Origin of the sequence: Bacillus sp. AFS031507 (genome assembly GCF_002584635.1) — a bacterium.
Taxonomy (GTDB): Bacteria; Bacillota; Bacilli; order Bacillales; family Cytobacillaceae; genus Neobacillus.
In genome coordinates, this window is sequence record NZ_NUOW01000002.1 from 53,663 (window position 1) to 78,458 (window position 24,796).

Here is a 24,796-nt window from a genome sequence, read left to right on the forward strand (position 1 = left end):
TTAGGTCCGATTATATACTATCTTTCCATTTACAATTGTCCACAAAACCTCGAATTGGTCATTCATCAGAACTAAATCAGCGTCGGCGCCGGGTTCAATCCTGCCTTTATTAGACATGCCCAGTAAATCTGCCGGTGACTGTGTTGCCATCATAACAGCGTCTTTTAAAGGAATTCCCGACTTAACTGCTTTCTCTAATGCTTCATTCATTGTGACGGTGCTTGATGCAAGTGTACCGTCACTTAATTTAGCAACCCCGTGACTTACCTTAACTTTATGACCGCCGAATAAATAGGTTCCATCACCCATGCCCATCGCCTGAAGAGCATCTGTAATGAGGACCATTTTATCTGGTCCCTTTTCCCGATAGATCAGTCTTACAATCGCTGGATGAAGATGGACATCATCCACTATGGCTTGTACACTAACCGAGCTTTCCTCAAATGCTGCTATGACCACCCCCGGGTCACGGTGATGAATGGGCCGCATTCCATTAAAACAATGGGTAACATGGCTGGCACCACTTTGAAATGCTAGTTTTGCCTCTTCGTAGGTTGCGTCAGAATGAGCAATCGCAGGAATGATTCCTTTTTCCTTTAAAAAACGGATCATTTCAAGACCACCAGGTAACTCTGGTGCCAATGTCACCATTTTGAGGAGCGAACCGGAAGTCTCTATAATCGATTTCATTTCATCCAGATCAGGATGCCTCAAATAGCGCTCGTTTTGCATCCCTTTACGTTTCACATTTAGATATGGCCCTTCTATGTGGAGGCCAATTAGCTGAGCCCCAGGTTCTTTACCTGCTACCTCTTTTACATTGTTAATCATTTTTAGAAGGTCATCTAATGTGGATGATACAGATGTAGCTAAGAACGACGTACATCCTGTTCGAGCGCAGGCTCTGGAAACGGCTTCCACACTTTGGATGGTGCCGTCCATCATGTCAAACCCTTCTGCTCCATGTATATGTACATCGATCATTCCAGGGATAAGGATTTGCCCATCTCCATCGATAACGGTATCAGCTTTAATGACAAAGGATTCCTCATCATTATGGACTGATTCTATTTGTCCATTCCGAATAAGGAGGCATCGAAGCTTCGGTTCAGCATCGGATAAGAAACGAAAGTTACGAATTAAAATAGTATCCATGATTTACTCCCCCCTTTTTTATGGTTTAATATTACTCATTTTTACTTCTTTCAATATCTATACATAATTTAAGCCTTCAGGGAATGGAAGCGGTATGGGAAAAATATCGTTTAAATAACCGTCTAGATTGGGATCTCCTTGAAGGATTAACTTTTCTAAGGAAACGTTATCTAAGATGATTGACTTTTGATTAAAAATTAGTTTTTTGCTGCTGTTATCATCATCTACTATTTTGACTTTTCCATGGAAGAAAGGCTCTGCTTGTTTTAACAACAAATCCAGGTTAGTAATTTTAATCGTCCCTGGGTACGGAGCATCTGTTTTTTCTAAAGAGTTTAGTAATTTGTTAATCTCTTTTTCATGTATAGGAAATGAACATTTTAGTGATTTTATTCCACACTGGAAAGAATTCACTAAAATGGTTTGGATCGCTTGCGGTTCCCCGCCCCATTCAATGACCCGCGCTAGCTGATCACCAGAACCTAACGAAGAATTAGGAACCGCCAAAACTACAAATCCCTTTATTGCATTTTCAGATTCAGCAACTACTATCTTGTGTTTCATTTTATGAATACTAGCAAATCCTGCTGCTTTATATAGGACGGAAAAATCATAAATACTTTGTTCAAAATAAACAGGACGAGCCTGAAGTAATTTTCGTAAATAAAACCAATCGAACGGAGATAATTCCCTAACTAAGTAGCATTCAGTCTCTAGTAAATCTCCCTTATTTATTTCGTATTTATATAATTTTCCGTAGAAAGAACAGCCAGCTTTTATGTACATGGGTAAACTTCCAGATACAAATAAAATTGACGCATCAGCGCTCTGAACATGAGTAAACACCCTATCTAAAAGTATACTGGCAAAGCCTTTTTTACGATGGTCTAGATCGGTACAAACAGCACCAATTGAATAGGCTTGAATCTCTGCATCACCTAGATGGATTACTGAGGGCACTAACCCAATATAGGAGACCAATTCATTTTTTATGAATACACCATATGATTGATTAAGTTCACGTGAAAATACTTGGGGGAAGGCTTCCCCCATCGATTTATGCTCCTCATCTCGGAATACTTTATCCGCTAATCGGATTGCTTGTGCGTACTCGAATTCTGATTTTAGTAATCTAACTTCTATCTTCTTGCTTTCCATTCTATTATTGTTGCCCCTTTATCAGTTATCATTATTCCCTACCTGCAAACTTTCATTTTCTGAGTACCGAATATCCCCTTTTAATGCTGGTGGTAACCAATGATCAGCATGTTTTTGCGATGGTGTTAATCCATTCCCAGACTGCGGGATATCCTTCCATGTCTTTCCCTCTCCATTAAATTGTGGTAACCAAGGAGCAAGAGCTTCAAACATTTCGTCTTCCATCCTCCACACTTCCTCTGGGTTACAAACAGCGGCAGTTAAGGGATCATGTAGAATAGCAAGCTTTACCAGTTCACGGTTTCCCGTTAACGCTGCCTCTACCGCCATTTCTTGCACGCTAATACTTGCCCGACATGTAGCTGCACATTGCAAAGGTAAATCACCAATGTATGTTGGATGGATGCCTGTGCGATCCACATAACATGGAATTTCGATTGTACATCCGTTTGGGAGATTCCTAATTAAACCTTTATTTTCAATATTAAAATGCCCACGATATTGGCGGCCTGTTTCTAAAGCCTCAATAATATAGGAACCATGCTCTTCTGAGCGATTACCAAGTTGAATATACTCCACTTCTCCACTTAACCATTTTGGATACATTACCCGATAATCGTCGTTCTTCTTTAGACAATGGTCAAGATAGCCTGCTGTTAATCCACCAATCCAATCCTCGGAATAAATCCAACGGTCTAATTCATTTTTTCGCTTTCGATACCAAGGTAAATACTCACTTAAATGTCCATTCGATTCTGTGGAGTAATAGCCAAACCGTTTCAATACGTCTATGCGGCATGGTTCGGTTTTCGATAATTGAGGATGTTTTTCAAAAGACTCTAGCAGATAAGGGAGCATATCCTTGCCTTTATGTTTAACTTCTATATACCAGGTTTGATGGTTAATTCCAGCACATACAAAATCAACTTCTTCCTTAGGCAGTCCTAGGGCGCTAGCGATTTGGCGGTGTCCACCTTGTACTCCATGGCATAATCCTACAACCCGAATACCCCCTGCACGTCTCAAAGCCCAAGTATTCATTGCCATTGGGTTTGAGTAGTTAAATAGAAGGGCGTTTGGACAAACTTCACGCATATCATTTGCAAGTTCCAGTAACACTGGTATCGTACGTAATGCGAAAAAGACTCCACCTGGTCCTAAGGTATCCCCTACACACTGGTCTACCCCATATTTCAAAGGAATGTCTACATCCTGTTTAAATGCTTCCAATCCACCTACACGGACGGTACAAAACACATAATCAACACCTTTTAATGCTTCTTTACGATCCATGGTTGCGATAATCTTTGCTGGAAGTTTGTTCAATTGAATCATCTGTTGACACAAGTTTGTTACCATTTCGAGGTTTTCTTTGTTAATATCCATAAAATGAAATTCTGTATCTTGGAATTCTTTCACGGCTAGAATATCCATCATCAATCTTCGAGTGAAACCAATACTACCAGCACCAATCATTGCAATTTTCAACATCGATCGATTGCCTCCATTATTTTTTCTAGATACTAACACCATAAAAGCATTTTATGGTGTTAGCTATTCTATATTTATAGTTAGAACCAGATTTTAAATGTCTTAATTTCATAAGGAGAGACAGAGAAAGATAGGGTCTGATTCTGATAGTCTGCTTCCTTTTCTTCTTCTTCAATTAAGTTGCATTCGACCGCTTTCTTAATTGGTTTTGCAAAGGAGACATTTGTTTGATTTCTATAGTGCTTGTATTCATAGAAACGGACAAGGACCGCATCATCGTCTTCTGCTTTTTTGACCGTTTCTAATAGAACATTATCATTATCAATTTCTGCAAATTGATTTGTTGCTGGTAAGCTTCCATTCTGATTAGCTTTAAGTTCACCTGCTAATAATGGAACATTTAAATTGTAGGCTTCTTTAACAATATTTCCCTCGCGCCAGTCCCCTTTATGCGGCACTAAGCTATACGTAAATTCATGAATGCCTCGATCAGCTGTCTCGTCAGGGCTAATTGCAGATTTGATTAATGTTAAGCGTAAAACATTGTCTTTGACATCGTGACCATATTTACAGTCATTTAATAAACTCACCCCAAAGTTCCCTTCGGAAAGGTCTACCCATTTATGGCCCACCACTTCAAAGCGAGCATGATCCCAGCTTGTGTTCCAATGAGTTGGACGTTCTATATTCCCAAACTGGATATCATAGGTTGCTTTTGTTGAACGAATATTAACAGGGAACGCGACTTTTAATAAGGTCTGTTTCTCCTGCCAATCCACCACCGTGCGGAAATCAATTCTTGGTGAATTTTTATAAACGCTGATATATTGTGTGATGGTAGAATCATAGAATTCCCAGGTGAATTTTAAGCTTCCGCGAATTGGCCCTTCTTCATGCACCTCTACTGATGCTAAACGATCAACCTCGCGCATTTTTTCTTGGTAATAGAGGTCAATATCCCAAGCATCAAAATTCATCGGTTTATCTTCAAATGTCTGAAGGACGTTCCCCCTTGCCCCTTTAGCAAGGACTTCTCTGGCAAAACGCTTATCAAACAAAGAAGTAATCTGACCTTTTTCATTGAAACGAATTTGATAAAAATCATTTTCGATATAATCCTTCTTCACAACAAATCCGGACTCTGAAACTGAACTTTTACTTAGTTTAAATGTTTTATATCCTAATGCAGGTACGTTTTTAGCTTGAATTAACACCTTTGGGCTATTCTCAGCTTGGATTACTTGTGCTGGTAAAGTATTTCCAACTTCATCAACAATGGTGGTTGTCTCCGTAAAAATTGGCGACACAGGCACTTCTATGAAACCGTCCCGTTGATATGAAAGTGAATTGTAAACAACTATACCGTCCTGCTCCATTTGAATGTTTTGTTCAATGGAACTTTTTGCTTCATTAATAACCTTTTCTCCAATATTTTGCACAGCAGCATAATCCCTGCGTGCATCCTCATTTACTTGGCGAATCGATGAACCCGGCAAGATGTCATGGAATTGATTAAGGAGTAACATTTCCCAGCCTTCATTTAAAGTAGCATGTGGATAATTTGACTGAACTGTTAATTGATCAGACAGCACACTGAGCCATTCAGCATTATGATAGATAAATTCCGCTTTACGATTTGCCCGTTTTAACGCTGCTTGAGATGTATAGGTCCCCCGGTGGTACTCTAAATATAATTCCCCATCCCAAACTGGTAAGGTTTTATCTTTCACACGGTCTCTTAACCGTTCAAAATAGGGTTCTGCCTTATCCATTTGGACTCTTGGAAGCCCCGGTAGATTTTTCATGGCCTCAGCCGATTCAATCATGTCTTTTGTTGGTCCGCCTCCGCCATCACCCCAGCCAAAAGCAAGTAATAGCTCATCATTTACTTCCTTCTGCTGGTAGGCATCCCAAATCCCTTTCACACTGGCCGGTTCAACCATGCCGTTATATGTGTACTGCTTTGCTCCCTCTTCAGGAGTCGTAATAAAATGCGTGAACATTTCGGTTCCATCGATGCCGCGCCAATTAAACGTATCAAATGGGAATCGATTATATTGGCTCCAACTAATTTTTGTAGTCATGAAAGAGTCAATTCCACTCTTTTTCATAATTTGCGGCAGTGCCCATGAATATCCAAACACATCTGGAAGCCACACAACCCTTGTATCCACTCCAAACTCTTCTTTCATAAACCGTTTTCCAAACTGGATTTGGCGAATTAACGACTCTCCATTTGGGACATTTGTGTCAGGCTCAATCCACATTCCACCCGTAATTTCCCATTCACCAGATGCTATCTTGTCTTTTACTTTCTCAAATATTTCAGGATAGTCTTCTTTTAAATATTTGTATAATTGCGGGGATGTATGGATGTATCTGTAATCAGGATATTGGCGCATTAAATGTAATACCGTTGAAAATGTCCGCGAGGCTTTTTCACGGGAATGAACTAAACGCCATAACCATGCCATGTCAATATGTGAATGGCCAAGTGCAGTTACTAATGGTTTTAATTCATCCATTTCACCTAATTGATCGACCTTTGATTTTAGGAATTCATAAGCTTCATGGATGGATTGATAAAAGAATTCTGAACCGGGTTTTAAGAAATCAATTTTTAAAATAGATTCATTTAATAATTGAAGCATCTTTGTTCTTCTTAAGTCATTTTCATCAAGAACTTTTACTGTATTTGCTAGTGTGTGAGCTAAATAGTAGTATTTTTCGGTTGGTACATCCACACAAGCAAGCCTTGCTGTTTTAAATCTTCGGCGGTCAGGTGGATTTAATACACCGCTCCAAGCTTTTATGGCAATGCGAATCTGATCATTTTGCAGAAACTCTGGCGGCAGCCATGCTTCTTCATGCCATACATCAATGCCTTGTAATGGAGTGCCATTAACGTATAATAATGATTCTGCCGTTGATCCCCCGCCGTCACGAGGGCCAACTAAAAAGTGTAATACTAATCGTTCATTCTTCCACTCTTCTGGTATTGAAACCGTTGTTCTGAACCAAGCAGATTTATCATAGCCGCCCCAGGACTCACCTATCTGGAAGTTTTTCCAGTTTCGGTCATCAAAATCAGGTGTATAGGCGTATTTATCCTCTTCACCAAATTCCCATTCTTTATATTGAAAAGCTGGGATATCTTTCGTTCCTTTGTAAATATAATTCTTCAATTCTGTTAAATTTTTCTCAATTTTTTCAACTGTAAAATACAACTTAAACACTCCCTAGTAAGTGGCTTTTAGTCCTTGTGCAAATTGATTGAATCGAATAATTGGCTCTTGTCTATTTATTTGATCTTCTTTTAAGAATCCACCTGCTGTTTTAGGAGCGCAATGAATGGTAAAGTTTTTTGACTCTCCTGGAAATAACGTGACAAAACTATCATCAGCTTCCATCCAAAAGCCATTTGTTTCTTCAATTGGATGAATATGAAGGGCGACATCTTCTCCAGCATTCGTTACACAATACACTCGATTCCATTCTGAGCCAACCTTATTCCATTGAGTAGTTGACTTAACCGTTAACCTAGAATCAGGTAATGTTAAGGAAGGTGAATATATAGTTTCTTCCTTTGTTGAAAACGTATAGACATTTTCATGGAAAACCTTTTCATTTTCGAGGAGTTGCAAGCGAATGAAAAATAATTCTCCATGTTCTTTTGAAACAGTAAACTCTATTTCGGAGAGCTTGCATGCTTTAAATGGAACCATTTCAAATTTCACGGTTTCTTCCTTTAATAACGACCCTTTGGTTGTAATTATTTCACTCCTTACTACCACCTGTTTACTTTCACCATTTCCATGAATAAAAACGGGTGCTTTAAATGAATCTCCGATTTTATAATTTAGGCTCCTGTAATCGAGCGATACATGAATAGGGGCAAAAGATTTTCGAGCCCAATGAAAGGCCATTTTTTCTTCTCCATAATAATCGACCAAATTTGTGCATGAAGCATTTGGCCATGGTTCATTTAATTGCCATATTAAACTGCCGCTATTCTGAAACTCTCTTCTTCGATTTGCTTCTAAAATGTATCGTAGTCCTTCTGCTTGCATCCATTGACTGCAATCAACAAATAGTGAAATATCATGAATAGGACCGAATATTTCTTGATCCCGGTTATATGTTCCCCACCATTCACCATGATGACGCCACACGATATGGTCGGACATGGTGGTTGGGTAAAGGTTTTCTTCACTCAAAAATTTCCTTAAACTTTTTAGGGAACTCACCCCATCCGTACCAAATTCACTATGAAATAACGAATCTGACTCCCCAAATAGTTTATAATGGGCTGGGTTTCCAGCATATTGCCAATGTCCATGGATATCATGACTAATACCCTTTTTCTCAGTTACAAATTCCACGGGTCCCGATGCCGAAGTGGGTAAGAAGAATCGCGCTGGATCGTATGTCTCGACAAGCTTTTTTAAGAGGGCGATATTTTCATCTACATACGTTGATGGTTTAAAATTTTCATCCATCAGCTCATTTCCACCGCTCCATAATGTTAAAGAAACATGATTTCGCTTTTCTTTTATGGCAGTAATCGCTGTCCTTTTTAACAAATCTAGAAATTCAGGACGTTTTGAAGGGATATTATCAATTCCAGAACTAGATTGGATAAATTCCTGCCAAACCATTATGCCGTGTTTGTCACATAGGTCGTAGAATATTTCTTTCTCAATAATTCCTCCGCCCCAGACACGAACCATGTTTCCATTTGCTCTTTTTACCTTTTTAATTAAGAACTCATAATGCTCCCTTGTTACATTTCCATACAGATGGTCTAACGGGGTAATATTAAACCCTTTTATATAAATTCTTTTACCATTAATGACAACTGTATATGGCAAAGCATCTTTTGGACTATTATCGTTCTTGACGTAGGAAAGTTTGCGAATTCCCACTTGATATTGCTTTTGATTGAAAATCGTATTTTCATCCTTAATCCGTATTAGAAGGGTATAAAGCGGCTGTTCTCCATGTCCGTTTGGAAACCATAATTCAGGGTCAACGATTGTTAATCGCAGATCACTCCGCCCCTCCCCTATTTGTAAAGGTACTTCTTTTCTGAAGGCTTGATCACCTTTCGGATCATAACCCATCACCTCTAGAAATAATAAGTCAGAATCACACTTGTTATATTCAATCTCGGCTGAAAGGTTTATCACCCCAAGCCCCTCCGTAACATCCGTTACGAGCGAAACATTACCAATCATTGCCTTTTGATGAATGATTAGGTTAATTTCGTCCCAAAAACCAATATTGACAAGCCGTGTTGAAAAGTCCCACTTATAATTGAATCGACTCTTTTGAGTAAATGTGTTTGAGGTTTTTCCAATCTGGCCGATTTCATCCGGGGGGTGTTTAAACACAACGATCAACTCAAATTTCTCACTTTCAGATATGTAGGATGAAATATCAAATTTGGCAGGATGAAACATTCCTTTATGCTCGCCTAAAAAAATTCCATTTAAATAAAAAAGAGCTTCGTAGTCTATACCTTTAAAAACAAGCTCAAATTTTTCCCCTGTTTCTTTTGGCTTTTCAAAAGTAGTTTTGTACATCCACCAACGATTTTCAATCCATTCACACTTTAAGCTGTTCATTTCATAATACGGATGTTCAATGAGACCTGCTCTGTACAAGTCATAGTGGACTCCCCCAGGAACCGTTGCAGGAATCCAATCCGTTGTTCCAATTAACTTTTTTCCCGTTTCCATACTTTTATCTTTTAACGGTACCCATGGCCAATATCCTTTCAAAAACCATGGTCCTTTTGAAAGCGAAATTTCCATTTAATTTTCTCTCCTTGGAATAGTGCTAGGAATCATGGCAGAAGAACTCTTCCGGTTTCAGCTACTTTGACTCCTGTTATCCTTTTTCAGCAAAGGTCAGCTTTTTACCCTCATTAATTTCACGAATAATATTGAGGTCAACCTTTGGCTTGCGGTCATAGGTTAATAGTCCATTAATTTCTTGCTCGACGTCAGTGATTTGCGTATAACAGAATCCTTGTACAAGTGGTGACTCTAGTAAACTAGAAACAACATTATAGTAGCGTTCAATAAAATCATCATCGTTCGACGCTGAGGTATAGCCCCAACCCTGCCATGCGCTTTTCTTATAGGCGATTCCACCAAACTCCGTCACCATAATAGGTTCTTCATGATATTGAAAACCTTTTACATATAAAGACCGATCTGCTGGAGTAAACTTTAAGACACTCTCAAGTTCTGAATAACGGTCCGTCAAAACATCCTTTTCGCCTGCATAGTCATGGATTGTCAGGATATCAGAAATCGTATGCTCCCAGCCATCATTTGAAATCACTAAACGGGAGGAATCGATTGATTTTGTTAAATAATACATGCTTACTAAATGATTGGCCTGGCGTGGATCCCGTTTTAATCGCGGCACTCCCCAGCTCTCATTTAGAGGCACCCAGGCAACGATTGACGGATGGTTATAATCCCGTTCAATGGCTTCCTGCCATTCCGATGTCATTCTTTTTACTGACTGATCTGTAAATGTATGACTGTTTGCCATTTCGCCCCATACGAGCAGCCCTAGTTGATCAGCCCAGTATAAGTACCGCGGTTCCTCGACCTTTTGATGTTTCCTGACCCCATTAAAACCCATTTCCTTCGATAACTCGATGTCTCTTTTCAAATCTCCATCCGTTGGTGCTGTAAGCAGGCCTTCAGGATAATACCCCTGATCAAGGACAAGCTTCATATAATATGGCTGATTATTGAGCTCGATTTTTCCATCACGTATCGTTATTCTTCTCATCCCAAAATAGCTGTGCACTTTATCTAAAATGACATCATCTTCTTTTAGACAAAAATTTACATGATAAAGGTTTGGAGTTTCTGGACTCCATAGCTTTCCTTCGCCGTTTGCAAAATCCTTTAGAGAAACACTGTGCTTATTTTTCCATTGAACCGGATGGACTGGGACTGTTTCATTGGCTATCATTTGGCCATCATAAGAAATTTCAATTGCGAGTTCTTGTTTGCCCGTTCTATTTTGAACGAGGTATTCTATCGATACTTCACCTGTATCAATATTTGGTGTAAGCTTTACTCTGTCAAGAAAGGATAGACTTACCGGCTCAAGCCAAACAGTCTGCCAAATGCCTGTTGTTCTTGTGTAGAAGATTCCGTCCGATTCTACTTCCCAGTATTGTTTTCCACGCGGCTGTTCCAAATCAGTCGAACGATCCTCTGCTCTGACTACTACTCTATTTTCTCCGTTTATAAGTGCGTCGGTTATGTCGGCATAAAACGATGTATGCCCACCCTCATGGTCACGAACAAATCTTCCGTTAACCCAGACGGTTGCTCGGTAGTCAACCGCTCCAAAATGGAGATGGATTTTCTTCTTCTGTCATGCTTCCGGAATGGTAAAGCACCGTCCATACCAAACAATGTCATGGAATTCTTTTGTTTCAATACCACTTAACTTTGTTTGAAAGGCATATGGAACGGTGATTTTTTGTGAATAATCGTGATGTAAATACCATTCTTCTCTTAACCCGCTATTGTTATCATCAAACTCAAAGTTCCATTGTCCATTAAGATTTAGCCATTCGTTTCGCACGAAGTCTGGTCTTGGATATTCCGAACGAGGAGTTACTATTGTCATTTGATCGATGCCTCCGCTAGAAATGTTAAAGAATTAACTTTTTGGCTGGATTGTTAAGAGAATTGCAAAGAGAATTTTCGGGAACGTTCCCAAAAAAAAAACATTTCTGCATCTTTCCATACAGAAAATAACTGTAAACATATTTTACTGATTTAACACTCAACGGCTTTTTTTTAAAAGAAGCGGTTAAAGTTAACCGCTTCTCTTTTTTGAATGCAACATTTAAACTGTTACATTTTCACCCATCTTTACTGCCTCGCCTTTTTCTGCCGATTCATAAAGTCCATTAATGATTTTCTGAAGGTAGACACCTTGTATACCTGTACTTAAAGGTGTTGTTCCTTCTAAACACGCGTCTACAAATCTCTCAAGCTCAGTTTCATACCAGTCTTTCTTTGACAAATGAGATGGAGTAATGTCTATTAATGTATCATGCTTTTCTTGATAGATTTTCAGTGGAAAAACATCTGCCCCCCCTTTATCCCCCATTAAGGAAACATTCATCACATCATGTTTTTCCACATTCGCGGCAAAAGCAGTTTCTAATAGGATCGAAGCTCCATTTTTAAAAGTGATCATTCCACGGGCCATATCCTCAATTGTGAAGTTTTCCCAATCCCATGCTCCCAGGAGACCTACTCCTTTTTTGTTCCCAAGCTTTTGGTATGTTACACCAAATACAGTATCTGGTTCAGGATAACCCATCAAATATAAAGCAGTATCCAGCATGTGTACCCCAATATCAATTAATGGTCCCCCACCCTGAAGCTCTTTGTTTGTAAACACACCCCAGCCTGGAATTCCCCGTCGTCTCATTGCTGTTACGCGTGCAGCATAAATATCACCAAGTTCTCCCCCATCAATAAAGCGCTTTAACACTTCTACATGTGGAGCATGACGGAAATGAAAACCATAGGTTAAGATTTTTCCAGCCTTTTCAGCAGCGATTGCCATTTCCTCTGCTTCTTTAGCAGTCATAGCCGGCGGCTTTTCGCATAAAACATGACAACCTTCATTTAACGCGGCCATTGTTGCCGGATAATGGACTTTATTGGGTGTACAAATACTCACGGCATCTAGTTGAATATTTTCAAGCATTTCTTCATAGTTTGAAAATACATGAGGAATGTTGAATTCTGTTGCTAATTTTTCAGCCTTTTCTTTAATAACATCACATATTGCTACAATTTCTACCTTTTCTCCGCATTTTAAATAGTTTGGAATATGTGCTGCTGTTGCAATGCCACCTGCACCGATAATACCCACTCTTAATTTCTTCAACATTTTTCCCCCCTGATTTTAACCTTGTGTTTTATGGTCATTATTTCAGCTGTTTCTACTCTACGCCCTTGAGCGTGTGATCGTACTGCGGCCTGATTTATTAACGTTAATCCTTGAACATCATTGTCTGTAATTGTTGGAACATTCCCTTCAATAATGGAGTTTACCCATTGTTCCATTGGCAAGGGAAGCGCGTCTGGCAGTGTTTCCGGAGTAATCCACCCTACGCCTAGCTGTTTAGATTTTAAGCGGATCTTATCATCTTCTATTAATAATGCTCCTTCTGTTCCATAAAGTTCTAGTTGAAAAGGGCTGCCACTAGAAAGAAACCCTGTTTCAATTGTTCCTAAAGCACCACTTTCATACTCAATGATGGCAACTGAATTAACATCTACTTCATCCTCTGATTGTGGCTGTAAACGAGCCGTCACAGCTTTAACTGGTCCTGCTAAACGATTTGTCAAATAAATCGGATGTGCACCAAGGTCAATAAATGCACCTCCACCGCACTCTTCCTTATTAAAAAAGTGCTTAGGAAGCCATCCGTTTGGATTTCCCTCTAAAGGAACCGCACCATTATGTGCTAACCGACAACGAATAGATGTTAGTTTCCCTAAAAGACCTTCATTCAGGACTTGTTGAGAATATAAATAGTAATTCTCAGTGAGCCGAGGTAATGAAACCATCAATTTTACATTATTCTTTTTCACTGCTTCATAAATTTCTTTACAATCTTGCACTGTAAAGGCGAGTACTTTTTCCGTAAAAATGTGCTTTTTATTTTCAGCAGAAAGAATAATAATCTCTTTATGAAGGTTTGTGGGTGTATCTACTATGACAGCATCAATCTCAGGGTTGGTTAATACTTTCTTTAAGTCTTGTTCAAAGGGTACTGCAAGTTTTTTTGCCCATTCTTGACCGCGTTCAACATTTTCATCCCAGACTACTTTGATCATAATTTGTCCATTATCATTAGCTTGACGTGCGTAATCGTCCGCATGCACGTGCCATTTGCTTAGCAAAGCAACATTAATCATTGGATCCCCTCACTTTTGGTCTTAAAATTCATTTATCTCGTCTGATACAGGTACAACAAGAACTTCCACACCTCTTTTTTCAATTTCCTTAAGAATCTCTTTATCGGCGAGTTCACTAGTAATAAATATATCTGTCTCATCAAAATTACAAAAAGAGGTTAATCCTGCCTTTAGAAGTTTACTATGATCAGCCACCACTACAATCTTTTGTCCGGAAGAAACCATCGCACGTTTGATTTCTGCTTCATACAAATCAGAACTCGTAAAACCATGGCGTAGTGAAATGCCTGATGTTCCTAGGAACACATAATCCGCATTGTAGTTTTTCAATTCAATTTCTGCCTGTGGACCAACGAGACTCATTGAATTTCGTCTTAACTTCCCACCTAATAAATAGATAGAGGCGGTTTCGTCCTTGCTGCATTCTTCGGCTACATCCATGGCATTGGTAATGATCGTTAAATTACTGTTATCCGGTAAGTTTTTACCCACATACCAGTTTGTTGACCCTGCATCAAAAATGACAATTTGCCCTTCTTTTATCAATTGAGCTGCTGCTTTCCCAATTGAATCCTTTTCACGTGAATATTGCAGTTTTCGTTTATTTACTGGAGGAATCAAGGAATGGTTCTGGTCTTCTTCAATCAGGATTGCCCCTCCGTAGTTTTTCTCGGCAATTCCTTCTTTTCCGAGCTGGGTGAGGTCCCGTCTGATCGTTTCCTCTGATACATGCAGTAAATCGACAAGATCAGAAACTTTGACACTTTTATTTTTTATTAATAGTTCTTTAATAACCTTCCTTCGCTCTGCCACAATCATTTTGAAATACCCCTTCTTGCTCAAATAAGCTTTTTACTTAATCTTCCCATTCCAGTAAATTGTTTTCAACTATTGATTTGGATTGATCTTTTGGGATCCGGAATGTTTTTATTTCTGATGGTTTAAACTCTGTATTTATCGTTCGATCCCATTTTGGAAGACTGATAACGGCAGAAGTGGCTTCATTAGATGTTTCATAGGCACGCACAATGAGATCCTCATTGTCCTCTGCTTGCTTGATAACAGTTACAATGACATTTTCAACATCAACAGATAAGAAGGAATCTCTCTGTGGAAGTGATCCTTTATGGTAGGTTTCAATGATACTAATAGGTTTTTGGTTTAATTCAGCCGCACGTTTTACGGTACCTGCGGTTTCCCAATTTCCTGAATGCGGCAGAAGGGAATATGTGAATCTTTGAATACCCTGGTCAATAAATGAATAAGATCCGTTCTCCTCCGGAACGATTGGATCATGATGTGCATAGATTGGGCTGCGAAGAACAGTCATACTCATTTCCTTGTTATGGATATCAAAGCTGTACTTGCCATCATTTAATACGCTTAATCCGGATCCTTCCCCTGTTGAAGGATGAGATCCAGAAGTATCAATCCAATATTGGCCCGGTTCTTCTTCACCATTCCCCTCTCTGACCATATGTCCGTACGGAATTTCATAGGTTGATTTTCTAAAAATAAGATTGACAGGAAACTTCAGTTTTAGTGCTTTAAATTGTTCCTGCCAGTTTAATGAGCAATGGACATCAATCTGGTCAAGTTCCTTAAACATAGTAAAGTCCTGAACGAGAGTTGATTTACCAAATTCACTAACGACACGGATGACAGATTTTACTGGCCCATGTTCCACTAACTTCACGCTCACCGCTTTGAATGTGCCCGCTTCTTCATTAAAACGGAGGACATTGTGGGACCATGTGTCGCTCTTGTCGTTGATAACGACAGGTCTGGCTGCTGGTCCACTGAGTAATTCTAGGTCCTTTTGTTTATCAAATAAGCTCGTAACAAAGCCGGTCTGTGAGTCGATTTCAACCCGGAAATGGTCATTTTCTAAGATTGTTTCACTTGCTTTGAGTGATGTGAATTCCTTAATCGCATGACGGCGGACAATTTTATAAACCCGGTATCCCATAGAGGGAAGCTCGGCAATGAAGCTGACACGGGATCGACCCCCTGCTGTTGCCTGTGATTGAACCGTTTGCATTGGAACTTGATTTCCCTCTTCATCTACTAAAATATCTCCTGGTTGTAATCCACCTACTTCTTGTTCCACATTTACTTTGCTGTTCCAGGAATGAGGATTAAAGATAACGAGAGGTTTCATTCCTTCTTCTTCTTCAATATTAATCCTCCAGGATAACGATTGAATCGCGTAGTTAACACCTCTTTTGGCAATCGACATCGCTTCTCCATGCATATCCCGTGCATCATCATAGGCCACTTCTAAACTTGTACCAGCCAATATGTCATGAAACTGATTGAATAATACATTTTTCCATGCCAGTCCGTATTCAGAAACCGGATATTTTTGTCCTGTCGTCCAATTTGCAAGAGCGGAGAATTTTTCTGCTTTTATCAGTGCATTTTCTGCTTCCCTGTTCCATTTTTTAATTCCTGAGTGAACAGAGTAACATCCGCTTGCATGGTGCTGCAGGTCATCATGTACTACTGGAAACGAAAGATTCTTTTTCATGAGTTCATCAAAAAATTTATTTGGTGTGCTGAATACGAGCTTTGGAAATGATGAGTCTTCATTTAATTGTTTAATGCTTTCGATATTTTCCTTCGTCGGGCCGCCGCCGTGGTTGCCCACCCCGTAAAAGGTCATTAAATCATTAAAAGGTGCTTTTAATTCATTGGCATTTCGACGCATATGTTTCTCAAGTTCCTTGCCCCATGTACAATATTCAAATGGAATACGGTACGTTAATACACGAGATCCGTCATCTGATTCCCACCAGAATAACTTTCCTGGAAGACCTTTTTCCTGCGGACTTGGGCGCATGAAAATATAATAATCCATGCCGCTTTTCTTTAAAATTTGTGGCAGCATTCCATGATGTCCAAAGCTGTCGACATTGTAGCCAACCTTTGCCGTCACCCCAAATTTCTCTTGGAAATAGCGCTGGCCATACAATCCCTGGCGTACAAACGATTCTCCGCTTGGTATATTACAATCAGGCTGGACCCACCAGCCACCGACAATTTCCCAGCGTCCTTCTTTAATACGCTGTTTAATTTCTTCAAACATTTCCGGTTCGTTGTTTTCAATCCATTCATAGTTAGCGGCAGAACTATTCGTGAACACGAATTCAGGATACTCGTTCATCCTGTCGAGTGCAGAGCGAAAGGTTGCTTTTGTTTCCTGGAACCCTTCCTGCCATTGCCATAGCCAAACTGGATCTAGATGAGCATTTCCAATCATATGTAAAGTTTTCTCTTTTGTTTTCGGCAATTGTTTTTCTTTTGAAGCAATCGTTTTCTCTGTCATTATTTGTCCACTCCTAAAACAGGTTGATTTTTAATCGTTACAAGAGCTTCAGCATGCTGCCCAAAATGATGTTCTCCAACGGTAAGATCAACAGCAATTCGTTCTCTATAGCCAGTAGCTCCTAGAGGAACTGTTATGGTTGTTGTAAATTGTATTGTTTCCATTCTAGTTAATTTCGCTTTAAACTCATCTTTATCGACAATCCAGTTGATTGGTGTAATCATTTTTGCAAAAACCTCTTTTTCTTCATGAAACGGGTTTTTTATTTCCACGGTTACCGAAAAAGCACTTCCTGACTGAACTACAGTCTGGTATGGATGGAGGACCGCACCAAAACCTTCAGCCCCTAAATCCAGTTCATTTAAAGGCAAAAGGTCTCGATGGAGCTGTTTAAGCACCTTCCCTTTTTTTGCGATTTGCTGAAGAAACTCTTCTGTAACAAATATAGGCTCCCAATGGCCGGAAATAAGAATGTCGGGACTAACCGTTTTATAGAGTTCCGCACTATCAATGTAATCCCATATTCTAAACTGGTTATGATACACATAATTGAATTGTCCGTCGTCCCCTTGATACTGATCTCCAATCGCGAGAACTCGTTTCCCATCTACGATAAATTCAATCGCAGCCGCATATAAAGTATGACCTGACTGCTCATAAAAAGTGAATTCGAACTCTTCCCACTTAATTTTTTTATTTAATGGCAGCTGTCGATCGACAGGAATTGGGTCGTACCACAAACATGGCAAATTATACTTTTGGGGATTTTCGAGAACATCTGAAAAGTTTTCGGGACACCAAACCTCCGTTCCTTCTACATCCCTCAATAAATTCATTCCTGCCAAATGGTCATCATGGTAATGTGTTGGGATGACAACATCAATACTTTCTATCCCATATTGTTCCTTTAACTTCGTAAGAGTGTATAACCAGGGTCTCCTTGAAGCTCTGTCACTTCCAGCTGCGATCCCGCCAATAAAATCGTAACCAAAGTCAATCAACAGGGCTTTGCCGCTTTCAGAAAGCACGACATAGGCATGGGACATGCTAGTATTGTTTTTTAACAAATGGGGTGTAATTTCTTCATAGGGGTTTTCCCTCAATGTGAATAGCCTTGGGTTGTGATTTCTTTGTTCCATCAAATCAGCAAAACGCTCAATGAGGAGGTTAATAGCTTCAGAAGCGGGCTCCATTATTTGCCCATGTGAGGGCAAAAGCAAATCAGGATTTCGGTCTTTTAGATCCAAAAGGGAAAGAACACTTAACGCAATCCCCTCACCACCATTGTACGACCATTGTGTAGCCGACATCGACCAAACCTTGCCTGGTGCATAAATTAAATCTCCGGTAAATGCTGCCAGCTTACCATCAATTTCTGCTATGACTGTAATCGAACCAATGGTATGGCCTGGAGTAGGAATGATCGTTAAAGATATACCGTTTATGACATGTGTGGAATAATCTTTTAACGTTCCATAAACAGGTACAGATTGAAGCAGAGAAAAACGATCCTGCCGCATATTGTAGTTGTTAGTGATTTCCCGTGCCTTCCAATGTTCATCGATATGATGAAATAAGTCTTGTTCAATATCGGGCACCCAAATTCGTATCCCTTCCTGAACAGCAATAGGCAGCCCCTGGGCCTGGTCGCGGTGATGATGAGTCATAAAAATATCTGTCACGTTCTCAACCCCAATCGAGGACAGATGCTGAAGAACATTTCCATCTCCAAAGTCGATTAAGACCGCAGTTACTCCGGTCTTAATCACGTAAACATTACAAGTATCTTCAAATAAGAAAAGATTTGTTGAGATTTTTCTCATTACTAGGTACATCCCCTTATATCTTTAATTAAAGATATTTACGCATTCTTTTTATTCAATCAACTTTCGACTCAACATACTCAATCAATGGAAGGAGTATGCTTCCTGTATATCGTTTCGGATGTCTCCGTATTTCACTGACCGACTCCTTAAGCCAATTGAGCGGAGCAGTAATATCCTCGTTGTTTTCCAAAGCCCTTAAAACCGCAATGGCCCTTCTCCCTGCCCATGCCAGGCTTTCCATTATTTCAATCCATGGAACAAGATTATTACGCAAGGCGTAATTAGACATTCTGTATTTAAGATGGTATCCAGCTTCATCAAGTGAATCCAGGTAATCAAACAGTTTTTGGACGTCCTTACTAACGGATGCTGCTTCACCTGAGCGAAGGCTAAAAAGTGCCTTATTTGCTAACAGGTCCAATAATGCTGCCTCTGGATAACCAAGACAGGAATACAAAGAATTCTCAGCAAAGAGTTTTATAGATTCGTAGCTTTCCTCTCCAGCGATTGTTTTCAATGCTTTTTCCCATGATGGCCATGGTTCATAGCAATCTGGATTTTTGAAATATTCTGCGAAGGTTAGCAAAGCTATTTTTGAAGCCTCTGCCTGGCTCATCGTATTGACGATAAACCCTTTACACACTCTCGGAAGGCTAGATTCACGTCCGGTAATCGGACCGATATGCATCTCACTTTTCATCGCTAAATCATTCACTGGATAGTTGTCCCAAATAACCGGCTTTCTCTGGACTGCTGCGGCAAAGTCTGCTGTGTCCTGTTCCGATATGGTTTCAGAACAAATCTCCGGTCCTGTATAAAAGATATCAATCTCTTGGTCTAATCCTTTTCCTAGTTCATGAATATAATCACTAAATGGAGCCCTCCCATGGTAATCAGTTGGACAAAGTGATAACTTGCATGATTTATCGAGCGATTTCAACCAATGGAACAATCTGTTTGCAGTATAAACATGTGCTCCAGCATAACTATTAAACATTAGTTGTTCTTCTTCATGATGGAATTCGGCAGCAATGTCATCGAGCATAATCATAAAATGTCTGACTCCAATATCATAAAAGGCTTGATACTTTGAGGTAATCAATCGGAAATCTTCTTCAGATGCATAATTGATTGAAACCCCTGATCCGATCGAATAGCAGAATTCTATCCCCCGATTCATCGAGTGTGCCACTGTTTCAGCAAACTGTTTCATAATGAAATCTGGATAAGGCTCCCGCCAGCGGGCACGATGCTGGCGATCATTTTTGGGTCCGTAAATGTAAAGATTAAAGCCATGATCTGCAATAAAAGAGATTAAATCATTTCGTTCGGGAGCCGTGTAGAACAAACCATAAAATCCTTCAATGATCCCTCTTACTGGAAAATGGGATGATCCTGTCATCTAATACCTCCCTTATTAAGTGATTAATCTTTTCCTCTATTTAAGCATGAAAGCTTTCTGCCTGATGCGCACTCCCCAGAAAGTTCTCGATTTTTTCGATTACTATTGCCTCAACTGCGTTTTGCGCAATTTCTAACTGCTCCTTCGAAAGTGCTTTGCATTCCTCGTTTGTCATCCGTTCTTCTTTTCCAAGGGATTTTAGAAGGGCAATCTCCAAATCTGTTGCGATATTAACTTTACTAACACCGCCATTTGGAAGCTTAGTGGCTTCGATGATCATTTCAGCGGGAACACCAGATCCACCATGGAGAACTAAATGAACTGGAGTTAACTTCCGGATTGCCTTTAATCGATCGATGTCCACCTTTGGCTGTCTAACAAGATAGACACCATGTGCTGTTCCACATGAAACGGCCAATGCATCACAACCAGTTTCATTTACAAACTGCAAAGCTTCATTCGGATCCGTATAAAGCTCCTCATCCTTGTCAGTTTCCACAAAATCGGTTGTCCCGATTTTTCCCAACTCTGCTTCAACAGAAACACCTTTTGCATGGGCATAGTCAACAACTTTTTTACTGATTGATATATTTTCGGCTAACTCATGCTCTGAGGCATCAATCATAACAGAAGTAAACCCAGCCTCAATAGCATCCTCAAGCACAGCGATTTGCTTTGTATGGTCAAGGTGTAGAACGACAGGAACCGTAACGTTCTCCTCTTCGACTGCTTTGTAAAATTCTTCTGCAAATTCAAACGGAGTAATCCCATACCGTTCCAATTCTTTTTGTGAAATCTGGACAATCAACGGTGATTTCGTCTTTTCACCCGCACGTAAAAGAGGGCGAATCATAGGAGTATACCGTGGGGAGAAGGAGCCTATTGCATAGCCCTTTTTTTCTGCTTCCTCTAGGGCTTCTTTTAGCGTCAATACATTGATTAATTCAGTTTTATTTGTCATCATCACGAGCTCCTTTAATTAACTTATTATTTTATTACTTTTTCATCCATTCGTTGGGGACGATGGGAAACTACGATAAAAGTTCCGTAATTGTTCCTGAAGGCCCATATACCCTTCTTTGTACAAGCATTTATATTCTTGATGGAATTCCTGATTTGGTACTATTTCCTGGGAGTGTATAAATTGGATTGCCGAAACTGCTTCCTCTTCGCTCTTATAAACTCCAGTACCAATTCCTGCAGTTATTGCAGCACCAAGCAGGGTTGCTTCATTAATTTCTGGAATGGTTAAATGACAGTTTGTAATGTCTGATTTTATTTGCAGCCAATATCTGTTTTTCGTCCCCCCGCCAACTGAAATCATTCGGTTGATCGGATGTCCAGATATTCTTTCTGCTGATCTGCGAATGGATTCCAGTTCATACGCTGTACCCTCCATCATTGCTTTCAAAAGATCTTTACGTTGATGAGATGCCTTGAGACCAATGAAAGCTCCTCTTGCGTATGGGTCGGGCTGTGGTGAGCCACTTCCGGATAAGTATGGGTAATATAAAATACGTGATGGACCCTCTTTCACATCTATGCAGAGAGACATAATATCTTCATAGGACATTTTCTGATTAGAAAACTGTTCCCTGAACCATTCAATTGAACCTCCAGAGGCTGAAATCCCTCCCATCCAAAAGAAGCGGTCCCGCACGATATGACAGCCAAAGGTCATACCAGAAGTGTAATCCATTTCTGTAAGCAGCTTCTTTTCAAACGTTCCTACCATTGACTCAGCTGTTCCGATAGAGTCGAATACGATTCCTGGGTTTATCGCACCAACGGCAAGGGCAGCAACGAGGTGGTCATGACCTGCAATTGTAACAGGAATCCCCGGGGCTATTCCTAGTTCAACAAGCTCTTTTGATTGGGTTACACCCATTTTGCTTCCGCTCGGCAATGCTTCTGGAAACAATTGTTCCGGTAAATTAAAATGCTTCATCCAGGGCTGGTCCCATGTTAGTTGATCAATTCGAAACGCATAGGTTCTTGCAGCCAAAGAATAATCAGTAGCAAAATTCCCTGTAAGCATGTAAGCAATATAATCGGACGCGGACAGCCAGACTGCCCCTTTTAAAATATTTTCATCCTGCTTTTTTAATTGCAATATTTTTGCAAGCCCATACTTGTAGCTGTTATGAAGTCCTGTTTTTTGAAAGCGATCAAAGGGTTCATCCTCATTAGATATCTCCGCTGCTTCAGCTTCTGCACTGCGGCTGAACCATGGAATGAAATTAGTTCTCGGCCTTCCTGTGCTCCTGTCCAGCAGCAGACCGGTTTCAGCCATACTGGTGATACCGATTGCCGAAACCTTTTCCTCACAGCCAAATAAGATTTCCTGCAGGCAGCTTGCAATATTTCCCCATATTTCTGTAGGAGAAAAAAACGGATCACCTTGTTGGTTATAATGAGTAATAGTAGGACGAACAGCTATTTTAATGACTGAACCATCTTCCTTAAAAAAACCTGCCTTGCAATGAGTTGTCCCAATATCAATACCAAGTAATGCCATTGATCAAACAATTCCTTCCATTATTTCCTTGTACACCATTATCCTTTAGAACCTGCTGTTAAATTCATCCCTTCGATAAAATAACGTTGGAAGAAGAAGAAAAGCAGGATAACCGGTAATAGCACCATGATGGATCCAGCCATCAAAAAGTTCCATTGGGTGTCATTTTGTCCTTTAAATATTTGCAATCCTAATTGCAGCGTAAACAGAGACTCATCATTTATAAATAGCAGCGGACCAAGAAAATCGTTCCATGCACCATTAAAAGATAAAATCGCAACCGTAGCTATCGCTGGTTTTGACAGTGGCACAAAAATTTTCCACCAGATAATTAAATGGTTAGCGCCATCTATTTTAGCTGCTTCAATTAATTCATTTGGTATTGTTAAAAAGAATTGTCTCAGCAAGAAAATGAAAAAGGCACTTCCAAAGAATGCCGGAAGGATTAACGGTAAATATGTGTTTAACCAGCCCAATTTTGCATATAGAACATATTGAGGGATTAACGTAACGAATCCAGGAATCATCATTGTTGCTAGGACGATTCCAAACAAAACATTTCTGCCTTTAAACTGGATCTTCGCAAATCCGTATGCGATAAACGAGTTAGCGAAAACATTCCCCAGTACAACGAGAGAGGTTATAAAAAGCGTGTTCATGGTGTATTTCATAAATGGGCCTTTTTGAAGAGTGGTTAAATAGTTTTCCCAATGCCATTCCTTTGGAATAAAGGTTGGCGGGTATGTCATAATTTCTTTCATATCCTTCAAAGAAGTGGCTATCATCCACCAGATTGGAGATAAAATTAACAGGCTTCCAGCAATGAGTACGATCAGTACAATGGATTGGCCCATTTTTCTCTTGAATTTTACACTTTCAAAATAATTATTCTGTTTTTGGGCTTTTACACTCATTTCCGATCCTCCCCTTCATAGTGTACCCAGCGTGGGGCAAGCTTTAGGTTGATTACCGTTAACACAAGGATGATGATGAATAAAACCCAGGACATAGCCATCGCATAGCCCATATCAAAAACCTTGAATGCCTTATTCCACATATGCAAATTGAAGAATACCAATGAATTAGCTGGTCCACCTTCTCCATTCTTACTCATTACGTAGGCTTCCTGAAAAATTTGGAAGGCTCCGATTGTACTTGTCACGATATCAAAAAAGATGACTGGGGTAATCATTGGCAAGGTTATATGAAAAAACTTTCGAAACGAACTTGCGCCATCAATCTCAGCTGCTTCATACAAAGACGGTGATACACCTTGAAGGCTGGCCAGGTACAAAAGCATACCGCCACCGACACTCCACATTTTCATAAAAATTAAGGCGTTCTTTGTCCAAGAAGGATCTGTCAGCCAAGCAGGACCATCAATTCCTATAAAGCTCAGCAAAGTATTTACCAATCCTGAAGATGGGCTTAAAAGCTGCATCCAAAGCAAATACACGCCCACACCGGAAAGAACAGCCGGTAAATAATAAATTGTTCGAAATACTCGCATTCCCCGTATTCCCTGATTTAATAGAACGGCAAGCACGACAGCCCCAGCCGTTGTTAAAGGCACAGAGACGACGACAAAATAAAGCGTGTTTCGCAGTGAGAGCCATATGATTGGGTCATTAGTAAACATTTTTTTGAAGTTATCAATGCCGATAAAATCCATCGTCGAAGTAATGTTGAAATTGGTAAAACTGCCATAGAGGGAAAATAACAGTGGTCCAGCCATGAAAAATAGAAACCCAATGATCCATGGTGCAATAAAAAGGTATCCTTGCAATCCTTCTTTTCGCTGTAACGAGGCTTTTACTTTTGATTTTTTTAATTTTTTTGTAATTACTGGTTTGCCTGAAATCATTCTTTCCATCTCGTTCATCCCTTCTTTCAAGGTTAAACAATCAGGGAGCGAAATGAAGTCACTCCCTG

17 protein-coding genes and 1 pseudogene are annotated in these 24,796 nt (G+C 39.9%); all 18 read right to left on the reverse strand.

Annotated features, from left to right (window positions below; translation table 11 throughout):
* Entirely contained in the window at nt 1-1,155 is a 1,155-nt protein-coding gene (gene nagA / locus COE25_RS02230; protein ID WP_098930658.1) for an N-acetylglucosamine-6-phosphate deacetylase, read from the reverse strand.
* 57 nt (nt 1,156-1,212) lie between these two features.
* Nucleotides 1,213-2,313 (reverse strand): GNAT family N-acetyltransferase, encoded by a 1,101-nt coding sequence (locus COE25_RS02235; protein WP_098930660.1) that lies wholly within the window; start codon nt 2,311-2,313, stop codon nt 1,213-1,215.
* A 21-nt stretch (nt 2,314-2,334) separates the two neighbouring features.
* Nucleotides 2,335-3,804 (reverse strand): alpha-glucosidase/alpha-galactosidase, encoded by a 1,470-nt coding sequence (gene melA, locus COE25_RS02240; RefSeq protein WP_098930662.1) that lies wholly within the window; start codon nt 3,802-3,804, stop codon nt 2,335-2,337.
* 80 nt (nt 3,805-3,884) lie between these two features.
* Complete coding sequence (locus COE25_RS02245) at nt 3,885-7,031, reverse strand: alpha-mannosidase (protein WP_218964314.1); 3,147 nt, start codon at nt 7,029-7,031, stop codon at nt 3,885-3,887.
* Nucleotides 7,032-7,043: 12 nt separating this feature from the next.
* A complete protein-coding gene (locus COE25_RS02250; protein ID WP_098930666.1) occupies nt 7,044-9,620 on the reverse strand; it encodes a glycoside hydrolase family 2 protein in 2,577 nt (858 codons plus the stop codon).
* Nucleotides 9,621-9,696: 76 nt separating this feature from the next.
* A complete protein-coding gene (locus tag COE25_RS02255; RefSeq protein WP_306572497.1) occupies nt 9,697-11,034 on the reverse strand; it encodes a glycoside hydrolase family 2 protein in 1,338 nt (445 codons plus the stop codon).
* A 51-nt stretch (nt 11,035-11,085) separates the two neighbouring features.
* Nucleotides 11,086-11,202 (reverse strand): annotated as a pseudogene (locus COE25_RS32495) (hypothetical protein); the annotation flags it as partial.
* 12 nt (nt 11,203-11,214) lie between these two features.
* Nucleotides 11,215-11,472, reverse strand: a complete 258-nt coding sequence (locus COE25_RS32075; protein WP_306572498.1) for a hypothetical protein — start codon at nt 11,470-11,472, stop codon at nt 11,215-11,217.
* Nucleotides 11,473-11,694: 222 nt separating this feature from the next.
* Nucleotides 11,695-12,756, reverse strand: a complete 1,062-nt coding sequence (locus tag COE25_RS02260; RefSeq protein ID WP_098930669.1) for a Gfo/Idh/MocA family protein — start codon at nt 12,754-12,756, stop codon at nt 11,695-11,697.
* Nucleotides 12,750-13,790 carry a Gfo/Idh/MocA family protein gene (locus tag COE25_RS02265; RefSeq protein ID WP_098930671.1) on the reverse strand — a complete coding sequence of 347 codons (1,041 nt, stop codon included), beginning with the start codon at nt 13,788-13,790 and terminating at the stop codon, nt 12,750-12,752. The genes COE25_RS02260 and COE25_RS02265 overlap by 7 nt, the downstream gene beginning before the upstream one ends.
* 21 nt (nt 13,791-13,811) lie before the next feature.
* Nucleotides 13,812-14,609 (reverse strand): DeoR/GlpR family DNA-binding transcription regulator, encoded by a 798-nt coding sequence (locus COE25_RS02270; RefSeq protein WP_098930673.1) that lies wholly within the window; start codon nt 14,607-14,609, stop codon nt 13,812-13,814.
* A 37-nt stretch (nt 14,610-14,646) separates the two neighbouring features.
* Nucleotides 14,647-17,118: an alpha-mannosidase gene (locus COE25_RS02275; RefSeq protein ID WP_098930675.1), complete on the reverse strand. Its 2,472-nt coding sequence runs from the start codon at nt 17,116-17,118 to the stop codon at nt 14,647-14,649.
* A complete protein-coding gene (locus COE25_RS02280) occupies nt 17,118-18,941 on the reverse strand; it encodes an MBL fold metallo-hydrolase (RefSeq protein ID WP_098930677.1) in 1,824 nt (607 codons plus the stop codon). The genes COE25_RS02275 and COE25_RS02280 overlap by 1 nt, the downstream gene beginning before the upstream one ends.
* Before the next feature lie 55 nt (nt 18,942-18,996).
* The gene (locus COE25_RS02285; RefSeq protein ID WP_098930679.1) at nt 18,997-20,346 is read right to left on the reverse strand and encodes a protein O-GlcNAcase; all 1,350 of its coding nucleotides are present in this window, start codon (nt 20,344-20,346) and stop codon (nt 18,997-18,999) included.
* A 40-nt stretch (nt 20,347-20,386) separates the two neighbouring features.
* Nucleotides 20,387-21,310, reverse strand: a complete 924-nt coding sequence (locus tag COE25_RS02290) for a class II fructose-bisphosphate aldolase (protein WP_218964315.1) — start codon at nt 21,308-21,310, stop codon at nt 20,387-20,389.
* Between the two features lie 39 nt (nt 21,311-21,349).
* The gene (locus COE25_RS02295; RefSeq protein ID WP_098930684.1) at nt 21,350-22,864 is read right to left on the reverse strand and encodes an FGGY-family carbohydrate kinase; all 1,515 of its coding nucleotides are present in this window, start codon (nt 22,862-22,864) and stop codon (nt 21,350-21,352) included.
* A gap of 38 nt (nt 22,865-22,902) precedes the next feature.
* Nucleotides 22,903-23,778, reverse strand: a complete 876-nt coding sequence (locus COE25_RS02300) for a carbohydrate ABC transporter permease (RefSeq protein WP_098930686.1) — start codon at nt 23,776-23,778, stop codon at nt 22,903-22,905.
* The gene (locus COE25_RS02305) at nt 23,775-24,737 is read right to left on the reverse strand and encodes a carbohydrate ABC transporter permease (RefSeq protein ID WP_257208684.1); all 963 of its coding nucleotides are present in this window, start codon (nt 24,735-24,737) and stop codon (nt 23,775-23,777) included. Before COE25_RS02305 ends, COE25_RS02300 begins: the two co-directional genes overlap by 4 nt.
* Between the last annotated feature and the right edge of the window lie 59 nt (nt 24,738-24,796).

Excerpts from the sequence above, each read along its gene's own strand:
- nagA (WP_098930658.1), bottom strand. The coding sequence starts at position 1,155 with ATGGATACTATTTTAATTCGTAACTTTCGTTTCTTATCCGATGCTGAA.
- COE25_RS02235 (WP_098930660.1), bottom strand. The coding sequence starts at position 2,313 with ATGGAAAGCAAGAAGATAGAAGTTAGATTACTAAAATCAGAATTCGAG.
- melA (WP_098930662.1), bottom strand. The coding sequence starts at position 3,804 with ATGTTGAAAATTGCAATGATTGGTGCTGGTAGTATTGGTTTCACTCGA.
- COE25_RS02250 (WP_098930666.1), bottom strand. The coding sequence starts at position 9,620 with ATGGAAATTTCGCTTTCAAAAGGACCATGGTTTTTGAAAGGATATTGG.
- COE25_RS32075 (WP_306572498.1), bottom strand. The coding sequence starts at position 11,472 with ATGACAATAGTAACTCCTCGTTCGGAATATCCAAGACCAGACTTCGTG.
- COE25_RS02260 (WP_098930669.1), bottom strand. The coding sequence starts at position 12,756 with ATGTTGAAGAAATTAAGAGTGGGTATTATCGGTGCAGGTGGCATTGCA.
- COE25_RS02265 (WP_098930671.1), bottom strand. The coding sequence starts at position 13,790 with ATGATTAATGTTGCTTTGCTAAGCAAATGGCACGTGCATGCGGACGAT.
- COE25_RS02270 (WP_098930673.1), bottom strand. The coding sequence starts at position 14,609 with ATGATTGTGGCAGAGCGAAGGAAGGTTATTAAAGAACTATTAATAAAA.
- COE25_RS02275 (WP_098930675.1), bottom strand. The coding sequence starts at position 17,118 with ATGACAGAGAAAACGATTGCTTCAAAAGAAAAACAATTGCCGAAAACA.
- COE25_RS02280 (WP_098930677.1), bottom strand. The coding sequence starts at position 18,941 with ATGAGAAAAATCTCAACAAATCTTTTCTTATTTGAAGATACTTGTAAT.
- COE25_RS02285 (WP_098930679.1), bottom strand. The coding sequence starts at position 20,346 with ATGACAGGATCATCCCATTTTCCAGTAAGAGGGATCATTGAAGGATTT.
- COE25_RS02290 (WP_218964315.1), bottom strand. The coding sequence starts at position 21,310 with ATGATGACAAATAAAACTGAATTAATCAATGTATTGACGCTAAAAGAA.
- COE25_RS02295 (WP_098930684.1), bottom strand. The coding sequence starts at position 22,864 with ATGGCATTACTTGGTATTGATATTGGGACAACTCATTGCAAGGCAGGT.
- COE25_RS02300 (WP_098930686.1), bottom strand. The coding sequence starts at position 23,778 with ATGAGTGTAAAAGCCCAAAAACAGAATAATTATTTTGAAAGTGTAAAA.
- COE25_RS02305 (WP_257208684.1), bottom strand. The coding sequence starts at position 24,737 with ATGGAAAGAATGATTTCAGGCAAACCAGTAATTACAAAAAAATTAAAA.